Here is a 19,971-nt window from a genome sequence, read left to right on the forward strand (position 1 = left end):
GATGCAGTCATCCCGCGCGCAGCGAAGTGCCGACGGTGTCCTCACCGCAGTCCTTATCCTGAGGAGCGCCGCAGGTGCGTCTCGAAGGATGGACCAGGAGGCTCCGCAGCCTCTGGAGCATCCTTCGAGACGCCGCTTCGCGGCTCCTCAGGATGAGGGCTGTGGTGAGATTGAGGAGTGTGTTCCCAAACAGCCTCTAAACACCTGCCTTGGCGCGCCGGGCGGCGTCGAGCTGGGTGATCGGGGCGCCCTTGGACACCGTTTTGTCCTTGCTGATCGAGAAGATCGCGACGAGGCGGTCGAGTTCCTGGATCTGCTCCGCCAGCATCGCCGCCGAGGCGACGCTCCGATCGGCGAGCGCAGCGTTCTGCTGGGTCATGCCGTCCATATGCGTCACGGCCTGGTTCATCTCCTCGATGCCATGCGCCTGTTCGCTCGATGCGGCCGATATCTCCGAGACATGGCCGGCCACCTGCCTGGAGGCGGCGACGATCTGTTCGAGCACCGTGCCGGCCGAGCGCACCAGCGTGGCACCCTGGACGACCTCCTGGGTAGAGGATGCGATCAGCGCCGTGATATCGCGCGAGGCTGCGCTCGACCGCTGCGCCAGGGTGCGGACCTCGCCCGCGACGACGGCAAAGCCCTTGCCGGCATCGCCGGCGCGCGCTGCCTCCACCGCCGCGTTCAGCGCCAGCAGATTGGTCTGGAAGGCGATGTCGTCGATCACCCGGATGATGTCGGAGATCTTGCGGCTGGCGCTTTCGATCCGCTCCATGGCGAGCACGGCGTCGCGCACGACGCCGCCGCCTTGCTCGGCGACCTCTGCCGCGCTGCCGGCGGCGAGCGCCGCTGTCGCCGCGAATTGGGCGCTGATTTTCACTGAAGCCGCGAGCTCCTCGGTCGTCGCGGCGGTCTCCTCCAGCGAGGAGGCCTGCTCCTCGGCGCGCTGCGACAGGTCCTCGGCACCGGATTTGATCTGACGCGCCGCCAGCGAGACCTGCGAGGTCGTCTGCTGGATGCCGGAGACGATGCCGGACAGGCGCAGGACCGTCTCGTTGATGGAGGCGTTGAGCTCGGCCAATCGCCCGCGATAGGGCGTCGAGACCGAGCGGGTCAGGTCGCCGCGCGCGATTGCGCCCAACACCTGCGAGAACTCGGTCAATGCCATGTCGACCACAGTGTTGATCTCATTGATGCCGCCGACCAGACGCTGCATCTCTGCGTCGTCATGGTCGATCTTCAGCCGGGCGCTGAAATCGCCGGCGGCGGCCGCCGCCACGACGGCGCCGACATCGTTGACGACGGCGATCATCGATTCCGTGCGGGCGGCGCGCTCGGCGGCAGCACGGCGCTCCTGCACCTCCAGGGTCCGGATCGTCTGGAGATTGTCGCGGAAGACCTCGAGTGCGGCGGCCATCCCACCGATCTCGTCGGAACGATCGCGGGCGGGAATCGGCGTTTCGAGCTCGCCTTCCGATATCTTGCCCATGGCCCGGGTGATCAGGCGCACCGGCACTGAGATCGAGCGGCCGACGAGGAAGGAGACGAGGCAGCCGACCAGGACGACGAACACGACGAGGATCAGGGCCGAGCGCGACGAGGCGGCCATGATCTCCTCGATCTCCGGGCCCGTGGTGCTGCTCCTGGTTTCCAGCGCGGCGGTCGCCTGCTTCAATTGCGCGGCGTTGTCCTCGCCTGTCTTGATCAGGGCCTGCGAGGCGTCGGCCTGGAGGCCCGCGCCCTTCAGCGTTGCGACGAGCTTGAGATAGGTCGCGACCTGCTCATCGAGCGAGCCGAGGACGGAGCCGATCTCGCTCCTTCCTGCCGCCGCCTTGGCGGCGACGAGATTGTCGAGGCTCGCCTTGCCGGCGCTCTCCGCCTCGTCGAGCTTGCCGGGGTCGAGCGAGAGCGTGAAGGCCTCGCCGGCAAGCCGGGCGTCGGCGAAGCTCGACTGCGCCTTGGCTATGCTGGCGGTGACCGCGGTCACGGTTCGGTATTGCTGGAAGAGCGCGAGCGAGGCGCGCGAGGACGAGATTGCGAGCCATCCCAGAAGCCCCGCCATCGCCAGGATGAACAGGAACCCAGTGGCGATCCTGGTCTGGATCGTCAGCGTCTTGAAGAACTCGCGCATCTCATCCTGCTCCGCGAGCGCGTCATGCTCGCATGTGCGGTTTCGCCCGGTTGTCGAAGGTGAAGTCAGCCCTGCTTCGAGGCTTCGTAGCGGGCCTTGTTCTCGGCGTTGGGCGGATAGAGCCCCGGCAGCGCGGCGCCGGCCTCGACCTCCTGCATGATCCAGGCTTCGAGACGCTCCTGTTCGGGCGAGGCCTCGAGCACGGCGTCGATCAGGGCGGCGGGGATCAGGACCGCGCCATCGTCATCGACGACGATGATGTCGTCGGGATAGACGGCGACGCCGCCGCAGGCGATCGGCTCCTGCCAGTTGACGAAGGTCAGGCCCGCGACGGAGGGGGAGCCGCCGCGCCCTGGCACCAGACCGGCAGGCCGGTGCCGAGCACCCCGGCGACATCGCGCACGACGCCGTCGGTGATCAGCGCGGCGACGCCCCTCTTGGCCATGCGCGCGCAGAGGATGTCGCCGAAGATGCCGGCATCGGTGACGCCCATCGCGTCGACCACGGCGATGCAGCCATCCGGCATCGCCTCGATCGCGGCGCGGGTCGATTTCGGCGAGGACCAGGATTCCGGCGTGGCGAGATCCTCGCGCGCCGGCACGAAGCGCAAGGTGAAGGCGCGCCCGACGAGGCGCGGCTGGCCCGGCCGCAGCGGCTTGGTGCCGCGGATCCAGACGTTGCGGAGCCCCTTCTTGAGCAGGATCGTGGTGAGGGTGGCGGTCGTCACCTTCGACAGGATTTCGATGATCTGGGCATTGGTCGCCATGGGGGAAGTCGCTTTCATGGGTGGTGGATGGGAATAGCGATCAGCCCGGCGCGCAAGCGTCGACGCAGCCGTCGATCAGATTGAGCCCGAGCAGGAATTCGGAGCTGAAGCGCGTGCGGATCAGCGGTTCGATGAGAGGGCGCGCCTCGAGGAAAGCCGCTTCCTGCGCGCGTGCCGCCACCGCCTCGGCATGGTCGACGGCGCGGAAGCGGAGCGCCGTTCCGGGGCGCGCCTGCGCGAGCCGGCCGAGATCGGGCCCGATGATCGTCGCGATCTTGGGATAGCCGCCGGTCGGTTGGCGGTCGGCCATCAGCACGATCGGCTGGCCTTCGCCGGGCACCTGGATCGCGCCCATGGCGATGCCGTCGGAGACGATGTTGAAGCCTTGCGCATGAGTGAGGGGCGGGCCTTCGAGGAAGCAGGCCATGCGGTCGCCCCGCGGCGAAATCCGCCAGGGGCCGGCTAGGAAGGCGGCGATCTGGTCTGGCGCGAAATAATCGTCCTGCGGCCCCATGATGACGCGGATCGTCTCCGCCGGCCGGTCGAGCATCGGCGCGACGATCAAGCCGGTCTCGACGCCGTCGGCGGCGTTCGCTGCGACAGCGATCCTGTCGCCGGCTGCGAGCGTGCGGCCGTTGAGGCCGCCGAGGCTGGAGCGGGTATGGGTCGAGGCGGAGCCGAGAGCCTTCGGCACGTCGAGGCCGCCCGTCACGGCGAGATAGCACCAGCTGCCGGCCTGTCCGGCGCGCAGCTTGAGCTTGGCACCGGGCTCGACGAGCGCGATGGTCGCGGGCGGCAGCGCCTGCCCGTCCAGTGCGATCGCGAACGCCCCGCCGGCGATGGCGACTGCCACGGGGGCGCCCTCGGCCGTGACCTCGATGCCGCCGAGCGAGACTTCGATCGCGGCGGCATCGGAGGGGTTTCCAAGCGCGCGGTTCGCAACCGCATGGGCGAAGGGGTCCATCGGGCCCGCGCCGGTGACGCCATAGCGCAGATAGCCGTGGCGGCCGCCATCCTGGATGGTCGCGCCAGGGCCGGCGGAAAGCAGGCGCAGCGCTGCCGTCATGGCGTGATCCTTCGGGCCACGACCTCGCCCGCCTGGACCCGTGCCTCCAGCGCCGCGAAGGTCGCAGCGTCGATCGGCTCGAAACGCAGATTGTCGCCGGGCTCCATCAGGAAGGCCTCGGGCCGCTCCGGTGCGTAGAGCCGCTCGGGCGTGCGCCCGACGACATACCAGCCGGTCGGCATGGCGAAGGTCGCGATGGCGCTGAGGCCGCCGCCGACGAGCACGGCGCCGGCCGCATGCGGCGGGCGCGGCTTGCTGCGCCGCGACACCGCAATGTCCTCGCTGAGGCCGCCGAGATAAGTGAAGCCCGGGGCGAAGCCATACATGTAGACGCGGTAGGTCGCGGCCACATGGCTGGTCACGATCTGCCCGGGCGAAAGGCTCATCACGCCGGCCATCTCCGCGAGATCCTCGCCATGGGGCGCCTCGTAGCAGCAGGGGATGGTCCAGAGGCTGGCGGTGCGTGTCCTGGCGACAGGGGCGGAGAGCCGCGCCGTTACCGCCTCGACCAGCGCCTGGCGGGCGATCCGCAGCGGGTCGTAATGGATCATGAGCGAGCGATAGGTCGGCACGAGCTCACGGATGCCGGCAGGCAGGTCGGCGCTCAGGACGGCGTCGAGCGCCAGCACGCGGTCGTTGATCGCGGGATCGACCACACGGCCGAACTCGACGACCAGCGCCGCCTCGCCGGCGTCGAGGAAGCGTGGCTGCACCGCGCCGGGATCGTCTTCCTGGTCGGGACCGTCTTGGCTCATCGGAAGGCGGCCAGGCGCAGGCCGGCCTGCTCCAGGGCCTGGCGCACGCGCCTTGCCGTGGCGACCGCATGGTCGGAATCGCCATGAACGCAGATCGAGTGGATCTGCGTCGGCAGGCGCTTGCCGGAAGCGGTGATGATCACGCCCTCGGTCACCATCTCGACCATCCGGCTGGCGGCTTCATCGGCATCCGCGATCAATGCGCCGGGCTTGTCGCGGGCGATGAGCTGGCCCTCATCGGTGTAGCCGCGATCGGCGAAGATCTCCTGATGGACGGCAAGCCCGGCAGCCTCGCCGGCCGCGACCTGCTCGGTCAGGGCGATGGCGAGCATGGCCAGGCCGGGATCGACCGCCTTGACCGCGCGCGCGATCGCATCCGCCACGCCGCGATCCTCGGCGGCGATGTTGCCGAGGGCGCCATGGGGTTTGACATAGCCGATGCGGTGGCCGGCATAGGCGGCGAGCGCCGCTGCCGCGCCGATCTGATAGGCGACGAGGCGTTCGATCTCGCCCGTCGAGAACGGAATGCGGCGGCGGCCGAAGCCCCAGAGATCGGGAAAGCCGGGATGGGCGCCGACCGCGACGCCGCGCTCGCGGGCGACGGTGAAGGCGCGCGCCATGATTTCCGGGTCGCCGGCATGCAGGCCGCAGGCGACATTGGCGGAGGTGACGACAGCCAGCATCGCCTCGTCATCGCCGCAGCGATAGGCGCCGAAGCCTTCGCCGAGATCGGAATTCAGATCGATCGAGAGCATCACATTTCCTCGCTCTTTCCGGCAGTTTGGCCGCGCGCTGGTCGGGGGAACACGAGCACGCGGCCAAGCGCCTAAAGCAGTTTCCGATCCGATCGGATCGTTCAACCGCTCTAGCTCTTTGTTTTAACGCGTTGTCTCCGCGCAAACGCTCCGCATTTGTCGCGGGGAAACCTGTGTCCACTTCGCTCAGCAACGCTTTAGATTCCGAGATAGGCCTTGCGGATGTCGGGGTTGTCGCGCACCTCGGCCGCCGTGCCGGAGAGGATGACCCGCCCGGTCTGCAAGACATAGGCACGGTCGGCGATCTCCAGGCTCTCGGCGAGGCGCTGCTCGACGAGCAGGACGGTGACGCCGGCCTTGCGGATGGCCAGCACCGCCTCGAAGATCTCGTCGACGAGCTTGGGCATGATGCCCTGCGAGGGCTCGTCGAGCATCAGGATGCGCGGCCGCGTCATCAAGGCCCGTCCGATGGCGAGCATCTGCTGCTCGCCGCCCGAGAGGGTAGAGGCGCGCTGCGGCAGGCGCTCCTTCAGGCGCGGGAAGAGCGTGAAGACCTGCTCCATGGGCTGCTCCCGGTCGGGACGCTTACGGTGCAGATAGCTGCCGAGCCGGAGATTGTCGGAGACCGACAGGCGCGGGAACAGGCGCCGGTTCTCAGGCACATAGGCGACGCCGCGCGCGGTGATCTCGTGCCCGGGCAGGCCGCTGATGCGCTCGCCGTCGAAGCTGACCTCGCCGGAGCGCGGCCGTTCCATGCCGGAGATGCTCTTGAGCAGCGTCGATTTGCCGGCCCCGTTGGCGCCGGCGACGACCACGATCTCGCCCTCGGCCACGGAGATCGAGATGTCCGAGATGGCGATCAGGCCGTCATAGGCGGTGGTCAGGGAGGAGACTTCAAGCAGCACGGTGTCTCTCCCCCAGATAGGCGGTGATGACGGCGTCGTTGCGGACGACATCGAGCGGCTTGCCCTCGGCGAGGACCATGCCGAGATTGAGCACCACGGCCCGGTCGACCAGCGGCATGACGATCTCCATGACGTGCTCGACCATGACCACGGTGACGCCCTGGTCGCGGACCTTGCGGACGAGCTCGACGCCGAGCCGCGCCTCGCTTGGCGTCAGGCCGGTCATGACCTCGTCGAGCAGCAGGAGTTTCGGCTTGGTCGCGAGCGCTCGCGCGACTTCGAGGCGGCGCTTCTCGGGTGGAGTCAGGTCACCGGCAGAGGCGCCGGCGCGATGGGCGAGGGCAGCGAACTCCAGCGTCTCATAGGCGATGTTGCGGGCCGCGGCCGCACTCCGCGCCCGGACGAAGCCGCCGACCATGACATTGTCCAGCACGCTCATCGAGTCGAAGGAGCGCGGGACCTGGAAGGTGCGGGCGATGCCGCGCTGGCAGCGGAGCGGGGCGGAGAGGGTGGTGATGTCCTCGCCCTCGAACAGGATATGCCCCTCATTCGGCGGGAAGGTCCCGGCGATGAGGTTGAACAGGGTCGACTTGCCGGCGCCGTTGGGGCCGATCAATCCGAGGATCTCGCCGCGCTGGACGGTGATCGAGACATTCGCATTGGCGACGAGGCCGCCGAAGCGCCGCGTCACGTTGTCGATGCTCAGCAGGGTGTCGGTGCTCATGACCGTACCTCGCGCTTCGGCTTGCGCTGGAACAGGCTGAGGATGCCCTCGGGCTTGGCCAGCGAGACGACCATGATCAGGCCGCCATAGATGATGAGGTCGATGCCCGAGCCGGAACCACCGAGATAGGAGCGCGTGATCTCGGTGAGCGGGATCAGGATGGCGGCGCCGACGAAGGGCCCCCAGAGCGTGCCGATGCCGCCAAGCACGGCAGGCAAGGCGAAGAGCAGCGAGAAGCGGAAGCTCATCACGCTTTCCGGATCGATATAAGCCAGGAAGCTCGCATAGAAGCTGCCGCCGACTGCGGTGAAGAAGGCGGAGACGGCCGCCGCCGCCATCTTGGAGTGGAAGATCTCGACGCCGAGGCTCTCGGCCGCTTCGGGATTGTCCTTCACGGCGCGCCACCAATAGCCCCAGCGCGAGCCTTCGATCAGGAAGGTGACGAACCAGGTGACGGCCAGCAGGCCGAGCGCGAGATGGACGTAAGGCACCTTGTCGCGGGCGAATTGCAGCGTCCACCAGCTGTCGGAGCCGAACGGCCACTGGATGCCGAGCGCGCCGCCGACGAAGTCCCAGTTATGGATGAGCAGCAAACCGATCTCGGCGATGACGATGGTCGCGATGGAGAAATAATGGCCCTTGAGCCGGAAGCAGGGATAGCCGAGCAGGAGCGCGACCGCCGCCGAGAGCACGCCGCCGACCAGCATGCCGCCCCAGGGCACGATGCCATAGCTGACGAACAGGACAGAGGTGGCGTAGGCGCCGATGCCGAAATAGAGCGCGTGGCCGAGCGAGATCTGGCCGCAATAGCCGCCCAGGATGTTCCAGCTCTGCGACACGGCGGCGTAGAGCAGGGTCAGGATCAGGACGTTCTGGAGATAGACGTCGCGGACGATGAAGGGCGAGGCCGCGACGGCTGCGAAGACGAAGGCAGCTGTGAGGAGCTGCTTGCGCCGCTGCGGCAGCATGCCGGCCGTGCGGGGAGGGGAAAGCGCGTCTGCTGTCATGGTCAGAGCTTTCCGAAAAGGCCGCTGGGTCGCACGAAGACGACGCCGAGATACAGCATGTAGATGCCCAGCGACTTCATCGCCGGCGGCAGGATGGCGGCGGTCAGCGCCTCGACGAAGCCGACGATGATGCCGGCGACCAGCGCGCCGAAGACGCTGCCGAAGCCGCCGAGCGCAACCGTGACATAGGCGATCAGGCCGAAGGTCGCGCCGACCTGCGGGTGGATGTAGTAGAAGATCGCAAGCACCGCGCCAGCCAGGCCGACGAGCGCGGCCCCTAGGCCCCAGCCCAGCGTGAAGACACGGTTGCGGTCGATGCCGACAAGCGCGACCGCGCCCTGGTCCTCGCGGGTCGCCTCGAGCGCCTTGCCGAAATCGGTGCGCGACATCAAGAGATAGAGGCCGCCGAAGGCCGCGATCGAGACCAGCCCGCCGAAGATCTGCGGCAAGGGCAGGAAGACGCCACCGAGTTCGAGCGTCTTGCCGCCCAGCCAGGAGTTGCCGATGCTGCGGTAGTCGGGCGTCAGGAAATACTGCGCGGCGCCCTGCAGAAGGGTGGCGAGACCGAAGGTCGCGAAGATTTGCACCATGCCCTGATTGGCCTTGGCCCGCATCGCGAAGCGCACGACGCCGAGATAGACCACCGCGCCGACGCCGAAGAGCACGGCGACGACGATGGGCATGAGCAGGACGGGATCGAGGGAGGTCAGGAACACCAGCCCGAAAGCCACGTACATTGCCGTCATCAGGAACTCGCCATGGGCGAAGTTCACGACATCCATCAGGCCAAAAATGAGCGAGAGGCCCACTGCGATCAGGGCGTAGATGAGCCCCATCAGCAGGCCGCTCGCAAGCACTTGAGCCAGTGCTTGCGCCGTCATGTGAATTTCCTTCCGCCTGTGGAGCGTCAGCCGTTCATCGGCCAGATCGCACCGGCGATCGCGACATCGGTCGGGAAGATCGTGACGAACTTGCCGTCGACATATTGCAGCAGGACGGGGCTCGCATCGGGGTTCTGGCCGTCGGCGCCGTAGCGCACGCGCGCCCAGGGCATGATCGTGCTGGTGCCGGGGATGTCGGTCGCGGCCAGCGCGTCGCGCACCTTGGCGCCGTCGGTCGTGCCGGCGCGGTTGATCGCCTCCGCCAGCAGCAGCAGGCCCATGAACTGGCGCGAGCTGTTATCGTTGAAGTCGCGGGTCGAGCGCGCCTTGAACATGTCGTTCACCGTGGTGATGAACGGGCGTTTGGCCGCCAGATCGAGCGAGAAGCTGGCGCGGGTGATCGCGCCGCGCAGCTTGTCGCCGACCGCGTCATAAGTGACCTGCTCCGAGAAGCCGCTCGCCTGGGCGACCAGGTTCTTGGGTTTGTAGCCGAGCTCGGCCGTCGTCTTGACGAGCAGCATCGCGTCCGTGGTGTAGGAGGACGGCATCAGCACGTCGGGATCTGCGGATTTGAGCTGCTGGACCTCGGCGGTCAGCGAGGGCGAATTGGTCCGGTATTTGACGTCGGCCGCGATCTTGTAGCCGCGCTCGGTGGCGAGTTTGCGCTGGACGTTGGAGGAATCGACGCCGAAGATCGTGTCCTCGAAGAAGAGCGCGACAGTGTCGATCTTCTTGCCCTTGGCCTTCTGCGCATCGAAGAAATCGAACATCGCGGCCGAGAACATCTCGTCCTGCGCGGCCGGGCGGAAGAAGAACTTCATGCCGCGGCGCTGCAGGCTGGGCGAGGAGGAATCGGCGCAGAGGAACGGCACGCCGTAGCGCTCGGTGACAGCGCTCACCGTGGCGGAAACCGAGGACTGGTAGCAGCCGATGATGGCGGAGACCTTTTCCTGGGTGATCAGGCGCTCGGCCTCGGCGCGGCCCTTCTGCGGGTCGGCCTGGTGGTCGGCGAAGACCAGTCGCAGCTTGGCGCCGCCAAGCGCCGAGAGGCCTGCGCCCCTGGCGCCGATCAGGTCGAGCGCATGGTCGTTATTGACGATGTCGAGCGCGGTCTCGAAGGCGTGCCTGGCGTCGATGCCGACCTGGGCGCTGGCGCCCGACATCGGATAGATCACGCCGATGACGACCTCGCGGGCCGCCTGGGCCTGGACCGCCCCGGCGAAGCCGGCAGCAGCGGCGAAGGACATGGCGGAGGCTCCGCCGAGCAGCAGTTCTCTACGATTCATGATGTAACCCCTCTTCGTGATGGATGGGCTCTTCGGCCCCTTGTTTGGATCTCTCGCAGTCCGGTCTTCAGATGATCGCGAACTCCGTGTTGCGGCGGTCGGTCACCAGCATGCAGCCAGGCGCATGGGTGATGGCGAAGGACGGCTTGACCTCGGCGATGACCGATTGCGGTGTGACGCCGCAGGCCCAGAACACGGGGATCTCGTCGGGCAGGACCTCGACCGGGTCGCCATAATCGGGCTTCGACAGGTCGCGGATGCCGATCTGCTCGGGATGCCCGATATGGACGGGGGCGCCGTGCACGGCGGGGAAGCGGGAGGTGATCTGGATGGCGCGGATGGCCTGGGCCGGCTTCAGCGGGCGCATCGAGACGACCATCGGCCCGGAGAAGCGGCCCGCCGGCGTGCAGGGAATGCTGGTGCGGAACATCGGCACGCGGATGCTGCGCTCGACATGGCGCAGCGGGATGCCCTCGTCGAGGAGCGCCTCCTCGAAGGAGAGCGAGCAGCCGATGACGAAGGAGACGAGATCGTCGCGCCACCATTCGCTGACATCGCCGGTCTCCGTGACGAGCTCGCCGTCCTTCCAGACGCGGTAGCCGGGAAGGTCGGTGCGGATATCGAGGTCGCGGCCGAGCACCGGAACCTTGGGGCTGCCGACATCGGAGACGCCGATGATCGGGCAGGGGCGCGGATTGGCCTGGCAGAAGCGCAGGAAATCGGCGGCGAGATCGGCGGGCAGGACGGCAAGGTTGCCCTGGACGAAGCCTGGCGCCAGGCCGGAGGTGTTGCCTGAGAGCGAACCATCGCGGCAGGCCAGCCGGATCGCCTGCGCGGCGGTGATGTCGCTGGAGCCCTGGGCGGTCGCGGAGGGAGTGATCTCATTCATCGTGCTCATGGTCCCTTCCTGCCGGTTGCGGTCCGATTGGCACATCGTTGCGTCAGCCCGTCCAATCTTGAATCGGGATCGACGGCGATAAGCTCCAATTATAGAAGCCCCGGCGAGCCGAGCGGCGCCCGCAAGGGTTTGAGAAACTTCGCATAAAGGCCAGCGCGCCCTGGCGGGCGCACCGGGCTGAACGGCAGGTGAGGCAGGCTTAGTTTGACGGCCCCACACCAAAATGAAAGACGTGTTTCTTCGCTTTCGGTTTTAAGAGAATCTGCAAATGGAGACGCGTTTCCTCCAGACTTTGCTGACGGTGGTGGAGACGGGCTCGCTGACGCGGACCGCGCGCCTGCTGAACGTGACGCCATCGGCTGTGGTGCAGCGGATCAAGGCGCTGGAGGACGAGATCGGCTCGCCGCTGATCCAGCGCTCCGGCAATGCGATGGGACCGACGGCGGCCTGCGCCGCGATCCTCGCCGATGCGCGCCTGATCGTCAGCGCGGCCGGCGACATCAAGGCGGCAGCGTCCGGCCCGCTCGATGTCGGCCTGCTCAGGATCGGGGTGATCCATACCGTGCTGAGCGGCCTGCTGCCCGACATCTTGCTGGCGCTGAAGCGCAACCGGCCGGGAATCGAGCTCTACATCCTGCCCGGCACCTCGACGGATCTCTATCCGAAGCTGCTCGACGGCACGCTCGATGCCGTGATCGCCATCAAGCCGAACTTCAACCTCCCGAAAACGCTCGATTGGCTGTTGCTGCGGCAGGAGCCGCTCCTGGTCATCGCGCCGAAATGGACCACGGAGGGCGATCCGGTCGTCATCCTGAAGAACGAACCCTTCATCCGCTACGACCGGAACCATTGGGGCGGACGCACGGTCGATCAGTTCCTGCGGGCGCAGCGCATCCGCCCGCGTGAGCAGTACGAGCTGGATTCGATCGAGGCGATCACGGTGCTGGTCGACCGGGGGCTGGGGGTGTCTCTGATCCCCGACTGGCTGCCGCCCTGGCCCCAGGGCGTTTCCGTTCGCAAGATCGCCATCCCGGACGCGCCCTTCCGCTCCATCGGATTGCTCTGGCCGAAGGTGTCGCGGCGCCTGCCATTGATCCGGGCCTTCGCCGAGGAGGCTGCTATCGCGGCAGCAGTGAAGAACGAAGCGACGTTCCGCGCTCCCGCGACAAGGGGCCGGGCAGCGCAGGCAAGCTGAGCCGGCGAGTGATTGCGATCAGGCGCCGGGCGCGGCTTCGAACTGGCGCGCGACCTCTTGGGCGAGCTCGGCCATGGGCTGGGCCAGTCCGCCCATCAGCGCCAGGGGGAAGGCGGCCGTGAAGACGAGGTCTGGCACGGTGAGCGAGGTCTGGACGATGCGCAGGCGTCCTTCCGACAGCTCCTTCTGGACGACGATGGGCGGAATCACGCTGAGCCCGATCCGGTCGAGCGTCATCCGGACGATGGTGGTGAGCGAGGAATTCCCGAAGATGCGCGGCGGCGGCAGGCTCGGATCGTTCAGCGCCTCGCGCAACCGAGGGTAGGGCGAGGTCGCCTTGGGATAGGTGATGATCGGGAAATTCCGGATCCGTGCGAGGCTCAGCGGTTCCTCGCCTATGTCGAGATCAGGGGAGGCGATGAAGGCGAGCGGATAGGCGCACAATTCGCGATTGGCCATGGTGGGATCGCCAAGCGGGCCGAGCAGGAAAGCGAGGTCGAGCTCGCCGCGCCCGAGCAGGTCGCGCATGGTCGGCGAGACATCGACCGTGAGGTCGATGACGATGTTGGGATAGACAGCATGCGCCCGCTCCATGAAGCGGCTCAGCCAGGTCTGCGCGATCGTCTCCGAGACGCCCAATCGCAGGATGCCTTTCATGGCGACGGTGGAGCCGACATCGGCGACCATTTCCGTGCGCAGCAGCAGGAAGCGCTCGGCATAGTCGACGAGCTTGCGGCCCTGATGCGTCAGGCTGATCGAGCGCGAATTGCGCTCGAACAATTTGACGCCGAACTCAGCCTCGAGCGCGGCGATCCTCTGGGAGACGGCGGGCTGCGTCGTGTTCGCGCGCTCGGCGGCCTTACTGAAGCTGTTCAGCTCCGCGACCCAGTAGAACAGCTCGAGGCTGCGAAAATCCGTCATGTTCGCTGAGCGTCTCCAGGCATCGAGGCAAAGCGGCCGAAACACAGGGAAGCCGGATTGGCGACTTCCGCCTTTTTGCTAGAGCAGGATGCGAAAAAGCGGGCACCGGTTTTTCGCATTGATCCTGCTCTAACTCTAGGATGAGAGACGGATTCAGGCTTCAGCACAAGCCAGGGTGAGGGTCACGGAGATGGCCTGCGCGGCGAGCCTGCTACTTCACCTGCCGCCAGTCGCCACGATCGCCCTTCCAGTTGACGGAATGCCCGAGCGCCCTGAGCACCGAGGCCCGCAGCGTGCGCACCAGGCCTGCCCATTCCAGGGCGGAGATGCCGTCGACCGCCGGCTCCGGCGCCATGAACATGCCGTCCACGCCGCCGCCCGCGACGCATTGCTCGATGCAGCGAACCTCCAGCTCCGGTTCATGGAAGACGACTTCGTTCTGGAGCAGGGCCGAAAGCGCGGCGATGATGCCGGTCGCGCCCCAGTTCGAGACATTGGCAACGACGAGATGGCTGGCCGCGGTTGCCGCAGCCACGCCGCCGCGTCCCGGGATGCCGCAATCGGCGGCCTTCGGTGAAAACCGCGGCAGATCCTGCGCGATCACGCCCATGCCGAGTTCGTTGCCGCCGTCGCCGATGCCGATGAAGGGCAGGCCGAGCTCCTTGCCGGTCCGGAAGAGATAGTCGAGATCGCCGACCATGCCGTCGAGCGGCCGGCCACCCAGGCCGTGATAGAGCCCGTTGGCGTTGCAGCCGGGACGCTCGATCGCGATCAGCAGGCTCGGCCGGGTCCGCTCCAGCAGGTCGTCGCTGACGGCGCGGCTGCCCTCGGCATCCTTGGGAATCGTGCGGATATAGACAGGGCGCAGGAAGGCGATCGGCTCGATGACGCCCGAGGCGGGGAAGGGCATGGGGGCGAGGCCGGCGCCGAGGCAGGTCTGGCGCATCATCGCCTCCCAATCCTCGTCGACGACGATCACGCTCTCGACGCCAAGCCCGAGAAACAACGCCCGCGCCAGCAATGCTGCGCCGACCGGACCATCGGTCTCCGGCACGCCGCCGCCCTCGGGAAAGCCCGTCGCGATCAGAACGGGCCCGCCCTTCTGCTTGATCGTGCGCAGGATGATCTCGGCCGCGCCCATGCAGATCGGCCCGGGCTGGCGCTGGGCCAGCGCCGCATGGATGTTGCCGATCAGGCCGACGCCGGTGAGGTCGATCGTCATGAACTGGTCGATGGTCGCGGCAACGCGGCCATAGAGCGGTGAATCACTTGAAAGCATGCGAAGTCCGGTTCTCTAGGAAGGGCGCCGATGTCGGGCGGGCTCAGTCGGCGATGCAGGCGCTGAACTTGTCGTGGTCGACATTGCCGCCGCTGAGCACGAGCGCGACGGTCTTGCCGGCGACATCGAGCTTGCCGGCAAGGATCGCCGCGAGCGGAGCGACGCCGCCGGGCTCGACCACGAGCTTGGTCAGGTCGTAAGCGACGCGCATGGCATGCCGGACCTCGGCATCGGTGACGGCGATGCCGCCTGCGAGCAGGGCCTGGTTGACGGGGAAGGTCAGTTCGCCCGGGATCTGCACCTGCAGCGCATCGCATAGGCTCTTGGCGCCGGGCGCATTGCCCTCGCGGCGGCCGGAGGCGAGTGAGCGGATCGTATCCTCGAAGCCGGCGGGCTCGACGCAATAGACCTGGGTCGCGGGCGAGACGGCGTTCATCGCCACCGCGGTTCCCGCCGCGAGGCCGCCGCCGCTGCAGGCGACCAGCATGAGGTCGATCGCGGCGCCGAGCTCGCGGGCCTGTTCGACCAGTTCGAGCGCGACCGTGCCCTGGCCCGCCATGATGTCTGGATCGTCATAGGGCGGAATGATCACGGCGCCGGTCGCGCGAGCGATCTCGGCGCCGATCTCCTCGCGCACCTCGGTCAGCCGGTCATAGAGGCGCACGGTGCCGCCAAAGCGCTCGGCGCCTTCGATCTTGGCGCGCGGTGCGTCGGACGGCATCAGGATCGTCGCCTTGATGCCGTGACGGGCCGCCACGGCCGAAATCGCCAGAGCGTGATTGCCCGAGGACCAGGCGACGATGCCGCCGCGCCTTTCCTCCGGTGTCATCCTGGAGACGCGGTTGAGGGCGCCGCGGAACTTGAAGGAGCCGGTGACCTGCAAGGTTTCCGCTTTTAGCAGCACGCGTGCCGACAAGCGTTTGTCGAGCTCGTCATTACGGATCAGAGGCGTCCTGACAGCTTTCCCGCAGATGCGGCTGGCGGCGGCTTCAATATCGGTAAGATCGATACTGAGCGTTGCATTGCTATTCCGGGCAGTCTTGTTCGCCGAGTCGAGCACGTCTTCATCTCCGATTTAAACGGAGACGCTAGTCGAGGCGGCGTATCAGTCAAATTCTATCTGTTTATTCTCTGGGATAAGCTGGACTTATTCGAGATTAGAAGCTGTCATCCTGAAAGGCTGAGCTGAAGTGAAATGAGCGCCATCAAGGACCTCCGATCGCTTGCCTTACCCGCGTCGTCATCCTGGACAAGCCGCGCAACGGCGCAGCTCCGGGATCCATCGTAGGGCTCTGCAGCTCTACGATGGATCCCGGGTCGAAGCTTCGCTTCGCCCGGGATGACGGTGCGCAGGAGATTGAGGCGGCGCCATTGCTTGATGCCCGTTTTGCGCCGTTTCGCGGTCAAATCACGAATTCGCGTGCGTGTTTTTTCTAGTTTGTAATTATTATAAGGAAAAAACATAGAAATTGACAGCTTCCGGCTCCGGGAATCTAAGCCTCGATACTTGGTCCGCCTCCCCCACAGGACCGGAGTTGCAGAGGTTGTCATGACACTGATGCCGTCTTCCCTGATGCGCGCCGCCGCGCTCGCCTTGATCCTGTCCGGCGCGTCGCACGCCGCCCGCGCCGCCGATGAGGGCATCACGGTCTATAATGCGCAGCATGAAAGCCTGACCAAGGCCTGGGCCGACGGCTTCACCAAGGAAACCGGCATCAAGGTGACGATCCGCAAGGGCGGCGACACCGAACTCGCCAACCAGATCGTCCAGGAAGGTGCGGCTTCGCCCGCCGATGTCTTCGTCACCGAGAATTCGCCGGCGATGGTGCTGGTCGAGAAGGCTGGTCTGTTCGAGACCTTGCCCAAGGACGTGCTGGCGCAGGTGCCGGCGAATTTCCAGCCGGCGAGCGGGCGCTGGGTCGGCGTCGCGGCGCGCAGCACCGTCTTCGCCTATGACGTGCGCAAGCTGAAGGAGAGCGACCTGCCGAAGTCGCTGCTCGACCTTGCCGACGCGAAGTGGAAGGGCCATTGGGCCGCCTCGCCCTCGGGCGCCGACTTCCAGGCGATCGTCGGCGCGCTGCTCGAGCTCAAGGGCGAGACGGTCACGGCCGAATGGCTCAAGGCGATGAAGGCGAACTCCACCGCCTATCGCGGCAACAGCGTCGCCATGAAGGCGGTCAATGCCGGCGAGGTCGATGGCGCGGTGATCTACCATTACTATTATTTCGGCGATCAGGCGAAGACGGGCGAGAACAGCGGCAATGTCCGGCTGCACTATTTCCGCAACGGTGATCCCGGCGCCTTCCTCAGCACGTCGGGCGCCGGCGTGCTGGCTTCGAGCAAGCATAAGGAGCAGGCCGAGGCTTTCGTGAAATGGATGACCGGCAAGCACGGCCAGGCCGTGCTGCGGGATGGCGACAGCTTCGAATACGCCATCGCCACGGGCGCGGAATCAAACCCGAAGCTGGAGCCGATCGCGCAATTGCAGGCGCCGAAGGTCGAGCCTTCCAAGCTCGACAGCAAGAGGGTCTCCGAATTGATGACGGCGGCCGGGCTGCTCTGAGGTTTCGGTCATAAAGGGCGACGGCGTGACTCGTGTCGCGTCGTCGCCCCGCTTCTTCTTTTAGCTGGTTCGATAGCGTTCATGTCTGTGCAGGCGCAGCCCTTGCGAGCCTATCCCGTCATCGCGACGAGGCCCTTGCCGCTGCGCCGCGTCCGGCAGCTCGCGGCCAAATCCCTGTTCGGGCTGGCGGCGCTGGTTTCGCTCCTCACGCTGCTGCCGCTTGGTTTCATCCTCTGGATCACGGTCCAGACCGGCTGGGAGACGGCGTCCACCCTGATCTTCCGGCCGCGCGTCGGCGAATTGCTGGTCAATACCGCGCTGCTCGAAGTGCTGACCCTGCCGCCCTGCATCGTACTGGCGGTGGCGCTCGCCTGGCTGACCGAGCGCAGCGACGTGCCGGGCGCGCGGCTCTGGTCCTGGCTCGCAGTCGCGCCGCTGGCGATCCCGGCTTTCGTGCAGTCCTATGCCTGGGTCGGTGTCGCGCCGGGGATGCACGGGCTTTTCGCCGCGGTTTTCGTCTCGGTTCTGGCCTATCTGCCCTTTCTCTATCTGCCCGTCGCGGCGCAGTTGCGCCGCCTCGACCCGGCGATGGAAGATGCCGCCGCTTCGCTCGGGCTCACGCCCTGGCGGGTGTTCCTGCGTGTCGTGCTGCCGCAATTGCGGATCGCGCTCTGCGGCGGTTCCTTGCTGATCGGCCTGCATCTGCTCGCCGAATACGGCCTCTACGCGATGATCCGCTTCGACACCTTCACCACCGCGATCGTCGATCAGTTCCAGTCGAGCTATAACGGGCCGGCTGCGAACATGCTGGCGGGCGTGCTCGTGCTCTCCTGCCTCGGCCTGCTCGGGCTCGAACTACTGATCCGGGGCGATGCGCGCTATGCCCGGGTTGGCTCCGGCGCACCGCGCCCGGCCTCGCGCCGCCGTCTTGGGCGGGCAGGCTGGGCTTCCATGCTCCTGCCGCTCGCGCTGAGCGGGCTTGCACTTGGCGTCCCGGCCTATGCGCTCGGCCGCTGGCTCATCGCCGGCGGCAGCGAGATCTGGCAGGCGCGGGAGCTGGCCGCGGCCTTCGGCGAAACCTTGCTCTATGCCGTGGGCGGGGCGCTGGCGACGACGCTTGCAGCGATCCCGATGGCCTGGCTTTCGGTGCGCGTGCCGGGTCGGTTGCAGCGGATTCTCGAAGGCTGCCACTACTATGTCGGCGCCTTGCCCGGCGTCGTGGTCGCGCTCGCCCTGGTCACGATCACGGTCAGGGTCGCCTTGCCGCTCTACCAGACGGTTGCGACCGTGCTGCTTGCCTATGGCTTGATGTTCCTGCCGCGCGCGCTGGTGGGCCTGCGCGCTGGCATCGCGCAGGTGCCGGTCGAACTGGAGCGCGCGGCGATCGCGCTCGGGCGCAGGCCGGTCGGTGCGATCCTTTCGGTGACGATGCGACTTGCGGCTCCGGGCGTCGCCGCCTGCATGGCGCTCGTCGCCATGGGCGTCACCACCGAATTGACGGCGACATTGATGCTCGCGCCCAATGGCACGCGCACGCTCGCGACGGAGTTCTGGGCGCTGACGAATGAGCTCGACTATGCGGCAGCCGCGCCTTATGCGGCGCTGATGATCGCCTTATCCTTGCCTTTGACGGCGCTCCTGCATGCGCAATCGCGACGGGTGGCCGGACAGTGAACCTTCTCGACGTCACCGGCCTTAGCAAGCGTTACGGCCCGCAGATCGCGCTGGATGGCGTCGATCTCACCGTGCCGGCGCGCAGCCGCACGGCGATCGTCGGCCCCTCCGGCTCGGGCAAGACCACGCTGCTGCGCATCATCGCCGGTTTCGATGCGCCTGATGCCGGCCGCGTGAGGCTGAACGGCCAGGTGCTCGCGGATGGGCCATTGATCGCGCCGGCGCATCTGCGCGGCATCGGCTATGTGCCGCAGGACGGGGCGCTGTTTCCGCATCTAAGCGTGGCCGAGAATATCGGCTTCGGGATCGAGGTCGGCGATCCGGAGCGCGACCTGCGGGTCAGCGAGCTGATGGAGATGGTCGAGCTCGACCGCGCCATGCTGCGCCGCCGCCCGCATGAACTCTCCGGCGGCCAGCAGCAGCGCGTGGCGCTGGCCCGGGCGCTGGCGCGCCGACCGGCGCTGATGCTGCTCGATGAGCCGTTCTCTGCGCTCGACACAGGCTTGCGCGAGGCGGTGCGCAAATCGGTGATGCGGGTGCTGCGCCAGGCCGGCATCACCGCGATCATGGTGACGCATGACCAGGCCGAGGCCTTGTCCTTCGCCGATCAGGTTGCGGTGCTGCGAGGCGGGCGGCTGATGCAGGTCGGTGCGCCGGGCGCGCTCTACTGGCAGCCGAAGGACCGCGAGACGGCGCTCTTCCTCGGCGATGCGACCATGCTGGAGGCGCAACTGGGCGAGGGTTTCGTCGATTGCGCGCTCGGGCGCATTCCGGCCGAGACCGGCGAGCGGCGCGGCCCCGGCGAGATCATGCTGCGGCCGGAGCAGATCAGCCTTTCGCCAGCCGCGACCGGCCCCCAGGAGACTGCCGCCTGTCATGGCGAGGTCGAGGAGGTCGAGTTCGGCGGAGCGCTCTGCGCCATCACCGTAGGGGTCGGATTCGAGGAGGCGCGGATACGCGTCCTCGTCCGCTCGCCGGGCCGCGATCTGCCTCTGCCGGGCGCGCGCGTCCGGCTCTCCGTACACGGCGGCGCGCATATCCTCGAGCGGTAGAGTTCGCGACCGGTAACGCCATCCAACCGTGCCTTCGATGCAGGCGGTTCGATAAATTGCTCATGAAATAGGCTGGCATTGCCATCGTGCATACAAGATGCATGTAATCTGGC

The 19,971-nt window shown here is 67.1% G+C and carries 17 protein-coding genes and 1 pseudogene; 4 read left to right on the top strand and 14 right to left on the bottom strand.

Translation table 11 applies throughout. The features are described 5' to 3' along the window. Positions 1-196: 196 nt before the first annotated feature. The 11 genes and pseudogenes from RMR04_RS08405 to RMR04_RS08455 form a co-directional block, all read right to left on the bottom strand. Entirely contained in the window at positions 197-2,131 is a 1,935-nt protein-coding gene (locus tag RMR04_RS08405) for a methyl-accepting chemotaxis protein (RefSeq protein ID WP_311914109.1), read from the bottom strand. Between the two features lie 65 nt (positions 2,132-2,196). Continuing rightward, positions 2,197-2,897, bottom strand: a pseudogene (locus RMR04_RS08410) (ribonuclease activity regulator RraA). Positions 2,898-2,937: 40 nt separating this feature from the next. Further along, entirely contained in the window at positions 2,938-3,963 is a 1,026-nt protein-coding gene (locus tag RMR04_RS08415; RefSeq protein ID WP_311914110.1) for a 5-oxoprolinase subunit C family protein, read from the bottom strand. Then, complete coding sequence (locus RMR04_RS08420; RefSeq protein ID WP_311914112.1) at positions 3,960-4,718, bottom strand: 5-oxoprolinase subunit B family protein; 759 nt, start codon at positions 4,716-4,718, stop codon at positions 3,960-3,962. The genes RMR04_RS08415 and RMR04_RS08420 overlap by 4 nt, the downstream gene beginning before the upstream one ends. After that, complete coding sequence (locus tag RMR04_RS08425) at positions 4,715-5,473, bottom strand: LamB/YcsF family protein (protein WP_311914113.1); 759 nt, start codon at positions 5,471-5,473, stop codon at positions 4,715-4,717. The genes RMR04_RS08420 and RMR04_RS08425 overlap by 4 nt, the downstream gene beginning before the upstream one ends. Before the next feature lie 197 nt (positions 5,474-5,670). Continuing rightward, positions 5,671-6,378: an ABC transporter ATP-binding protein gene (locus RMR04_RS08430; RefSeq protein WP_410492216.1), complete on the bottom strand. Its 708-nt coding sequence runs from the start codon at positions 6,376-6,378 to the stop codon at positions 5,671-5,673. Next, positions 6,368-7,102 (bottom strand): ABC transporter ATP-binding protein, encoded by a 735-nt coding sequence (locus RMR04_RS08435; RefSeq protein WP_311914115.1) that lies wholly within the window; start codon positions 7,100-7,102, stop codon positions 6,368-6,370. The genes RMR04_RS08430 and RMR04_RS08435 overlap by 11 nt, the downstream gene beginning before the upstream one ends. Further along, positions 7,099-8,109 carry a branched-chain amino acid ABC transporter permease gene (locus tag RMR04_RS08440; protein ID WP_311914117.1) on the bottom strand — a complete coding sequence of 337 codons (1,011 nt, stop codon included), beginning with the start codon at positions 8,107-8,109 and terminating at the stop codon, positions 7,099-7,101. Before RMR04_RS08440 ends, RMR04_RS08435 begins: the two co-directional genes overlap by 4 nt. A gap of 2 nt (positions 8,110-8,111) precedes the next feature. Next, positions 8,112-8,990, bottom strand: coding sequence for a branched-chain amino acid ABC transporter permease (locus RMR04_RS08445; protein WP_311914119.1), 879 nt, complete (start codon positions 8,988-8,990; stop codon positions 8,112-8,114). Between the two features lie 26 nt (positions 8,991-9,016). Further along, complete coding sequence (locus RMR04_RS08450; RefSeq protein WP_311914121.1) at positions 9,017-10,276, bottom strand: ABC transporter substrate-binding protein; 1,260 nt, start codon at positions 10,274-10,276, stop codon at positions 9,017-9,019. A gap of 67 nt (positions 10,277-10,343) precedes the next feature. Continuing rightward, positions 10,344-11,165 carry a putative hydro-lyase gene (locus RMR04_RS08455; RefSeq protein WP_311915771.1) on the bottom strand — a complete coding sequence of 274 codons (822 nt, stop codon included), beginning with the start codon at positions 11,163-11,165 and terminating at the stop codon, positions 10,344-10,346. A 277-nt stretch (positions 11,166-11,442) separates the two neighbouring features. Here RMR04_RS08455 and RMR04_RS08460 point away from each other — a divergent pair, with 277 nt between their 5' ends. Next, entirely contained in the window at positions 11,443-12,369 is a 927-nt protein-coding gene (locus RMR04_RS08460) for a LysR family transcriptional regulator (RefSeq protein WP_311914123.1), read from the top strand. A gap of 18 nt (positions 12,370-12,387) precedes the next feature. Here RMR04_RS08460 and RMR04_RS08465 read toward each other — a convergent pair whose 3' ends face one another. From RMR04_RS08465 to RMR04_RS08475, 3 genes are all read right to left on the bottom strand, one after another. Beyond that, a complete protein-coding gene (locus RMR04_RS08465; RefSeq protein WP_311914124.1) occupies positions 12,388-13,290 on the bottom strand; it encodes a LysR family transcriptional regulator in 903 nt (300 codons plus the stop codon). A gap of 211 nt (positions 13,291-13,501) precedes the next feature. Beyond that, the gene (locus tag RMR04_RS08470; protein WP_311914126.1) at positions 13,502-14,569 is read right to left on the bottom strand and encodes a glutamate cyclase domain-containing protein; all 1,068 of its coding nucleotides are present in this window, start codon (positions 14,567-14,569) and stop codon (positions 13,502-13,504) included. A gap of 43 nt (positions 14,570-14,612) precedes the next feature. Beyond that, a complete protein-coding gene (locus tag RMR04_RS08475; RefSeq protein WP_311914127.1) occupies positions 14,613-15,629 on the bottom strand; it encodes a threonine ammonia-lyase in 1,017 nt (338 codons plus the stop codon). Between the two features lie 489 nt (positions 15,630-16,118). Between RMR04_RS08475 and RMR04_RS08480 the strand changes: the two genes are divergently transcribed. The 3 genes from RMR04_RS08480 (at position 16,119) to RMR04_RS08490 (ending at position 19,858) form a co-directional block, all read left to right on the top strand. Then, positions 16,119-17,132, top strand: coding sequence for an iron ABC transporter substrate-binding protein (locus RMR04_RS08480; protein ID WP_410492217.1), 1,014 nt, complete (start codon positions 16,119-16,121; stop codon positions 17,130-17,132). Positions 17,133-17,213: 81 nt separating this feature from the next. Continuing rightward, a complete protein-coding gene (locus tag RMR04_RS08485) occupies positions 17,214-18,806 on the top strand; it encodes an ABC transporter permease (RefSeq protein WP_311914128.1) in 1,593 nt (530 codons plus the stop codon). Continuing rightward, positions 18,803-19,858 carry an ABC transporter ATP-binding protein gene (locus RMR04_RS08490; protein ID WP_311914129.1) on the top strand — a complete coding sequence of 352 codons (1,056 nt, stop codon included), beginning with the start codon at positions 18,803-18,805 and terminating at the stop codon, positions 19,856-19,858. The genes RMR04_RS08485 and RMR04_RS08490 overlap by 4 nt, the downstream gene beginning before the upstream one ends. The last annotated feature ends 113 nt before the right edge of the window (positions 19,859-19,971 follow it).

Source organism: Bosea sp. 685 (assembly GCF_031884435.1).
Lineage (GTDB): Bacteria > Pseudomonadota > Alphaproteobacteria > Rhizobiales > Beijerinckiaceae > Allobosea.

Bases quoted from the DNA above. Each gene is read 5' to 3' on its own strand.
- RMR04_RS08445 (WP_311914119.1), bottom strand. From the start codon at position 8,990: ATGACGGCGCAAGCACTGGCTCAAGTGCTTGCGAGCGGCCTGCTGATG.
- RMR04_RS08435 (WP_311914115.1), bottom strand. From the start codon at position 7,102: ATGAGCACCGACACCCTGCTGAGCATCGACAACGTGACGCGGCGCTTC.
- RMR04_RS08460 (WP_311914123.1), top strand. From the start codon at position 11,443: ATGGAGACGCGTTTCCTCCAGACTTTGCTGACGGTGGTGGAGACGGGC.
- RMR04_RS08425 (WP_311914113.1), bottom strand. From the start codon at position 5,473: ATGCTCTCGATCGATCTGAATTCCGATCTCGGCGAAGGCTTCGGCGCC.
- RMR04_RS08455 (WP_311915771.1), bottom strand. From the start codon at position 11,165: ATGAATGAGATCACTCCCTCCGCGACCGCCCAGGGCTCCAGCGACATC.
- RMR04_RS08480 (WP_410492217.1), top strand. From the start codon at position 16,119: ATGACACTGATGCCGTCTTCCCTGATGCGCGCCGCCGCGCTCGCCTTG.
- RMR04_RS08470 (WP_311914126.1), bottom strand. From the start codon at position 14,569: ATGCTTTCAAGTGATTCACCGCTCTATGGCCGCGTTGCCGCGACCATC.
- RMR04_RS08415 (WP_311914110.1), bottom strand. From the start codon at position 3,963: ATGACGGCAGCGCTGCGCCTGCTTTCCGCCGGCCCTGGCGCGACCATC.
- RMR04_RS08450 (WP_311914121.1), bottom strand. From the start codon at position 10,276: ATGAATCGTAGAGAACTGCTGCTCGGCGGAGCCTCCGCCATGTCCTTC.
- RMR04_RS08465 (WP_311914124.1), bottom strand. From the start codon at position 13,290: ATGACGGATTTTCGCAGCCTCGAGCTGTTCTACTGGGTCGCGGAGCTG.
- RMR04_RS08485 (WP_311914128.1), top strand. From the start codon at position 17,214: ATGTCTGTGCAGGCGCAGCCCTTGCGAGCCTATCCCGTCATCGCGACG.
- RMR04_RS08405 (WP_311914109.1), bottom strand. From the start codon at position 2,131: ATGCGCGAGTTCTTCAAGACGCTGACGATCCAGACCAGGATCGCCACT.
- RMR04_RS08420 (WP_311914112.1), bottom strand. From the start codon at position 4,718: ATGAGCCAAGACGGTCCCGACCAGGAAGACGATCCCGGCGCGGTGCAG.
- RMR04_RS08440 (WP_311914117.1), bottom strand. From the start codon at position 8,109: ATGACAGCAGACGCGCTTTCCCCTCCCCGCACGGCCGGCATGCTGCCG.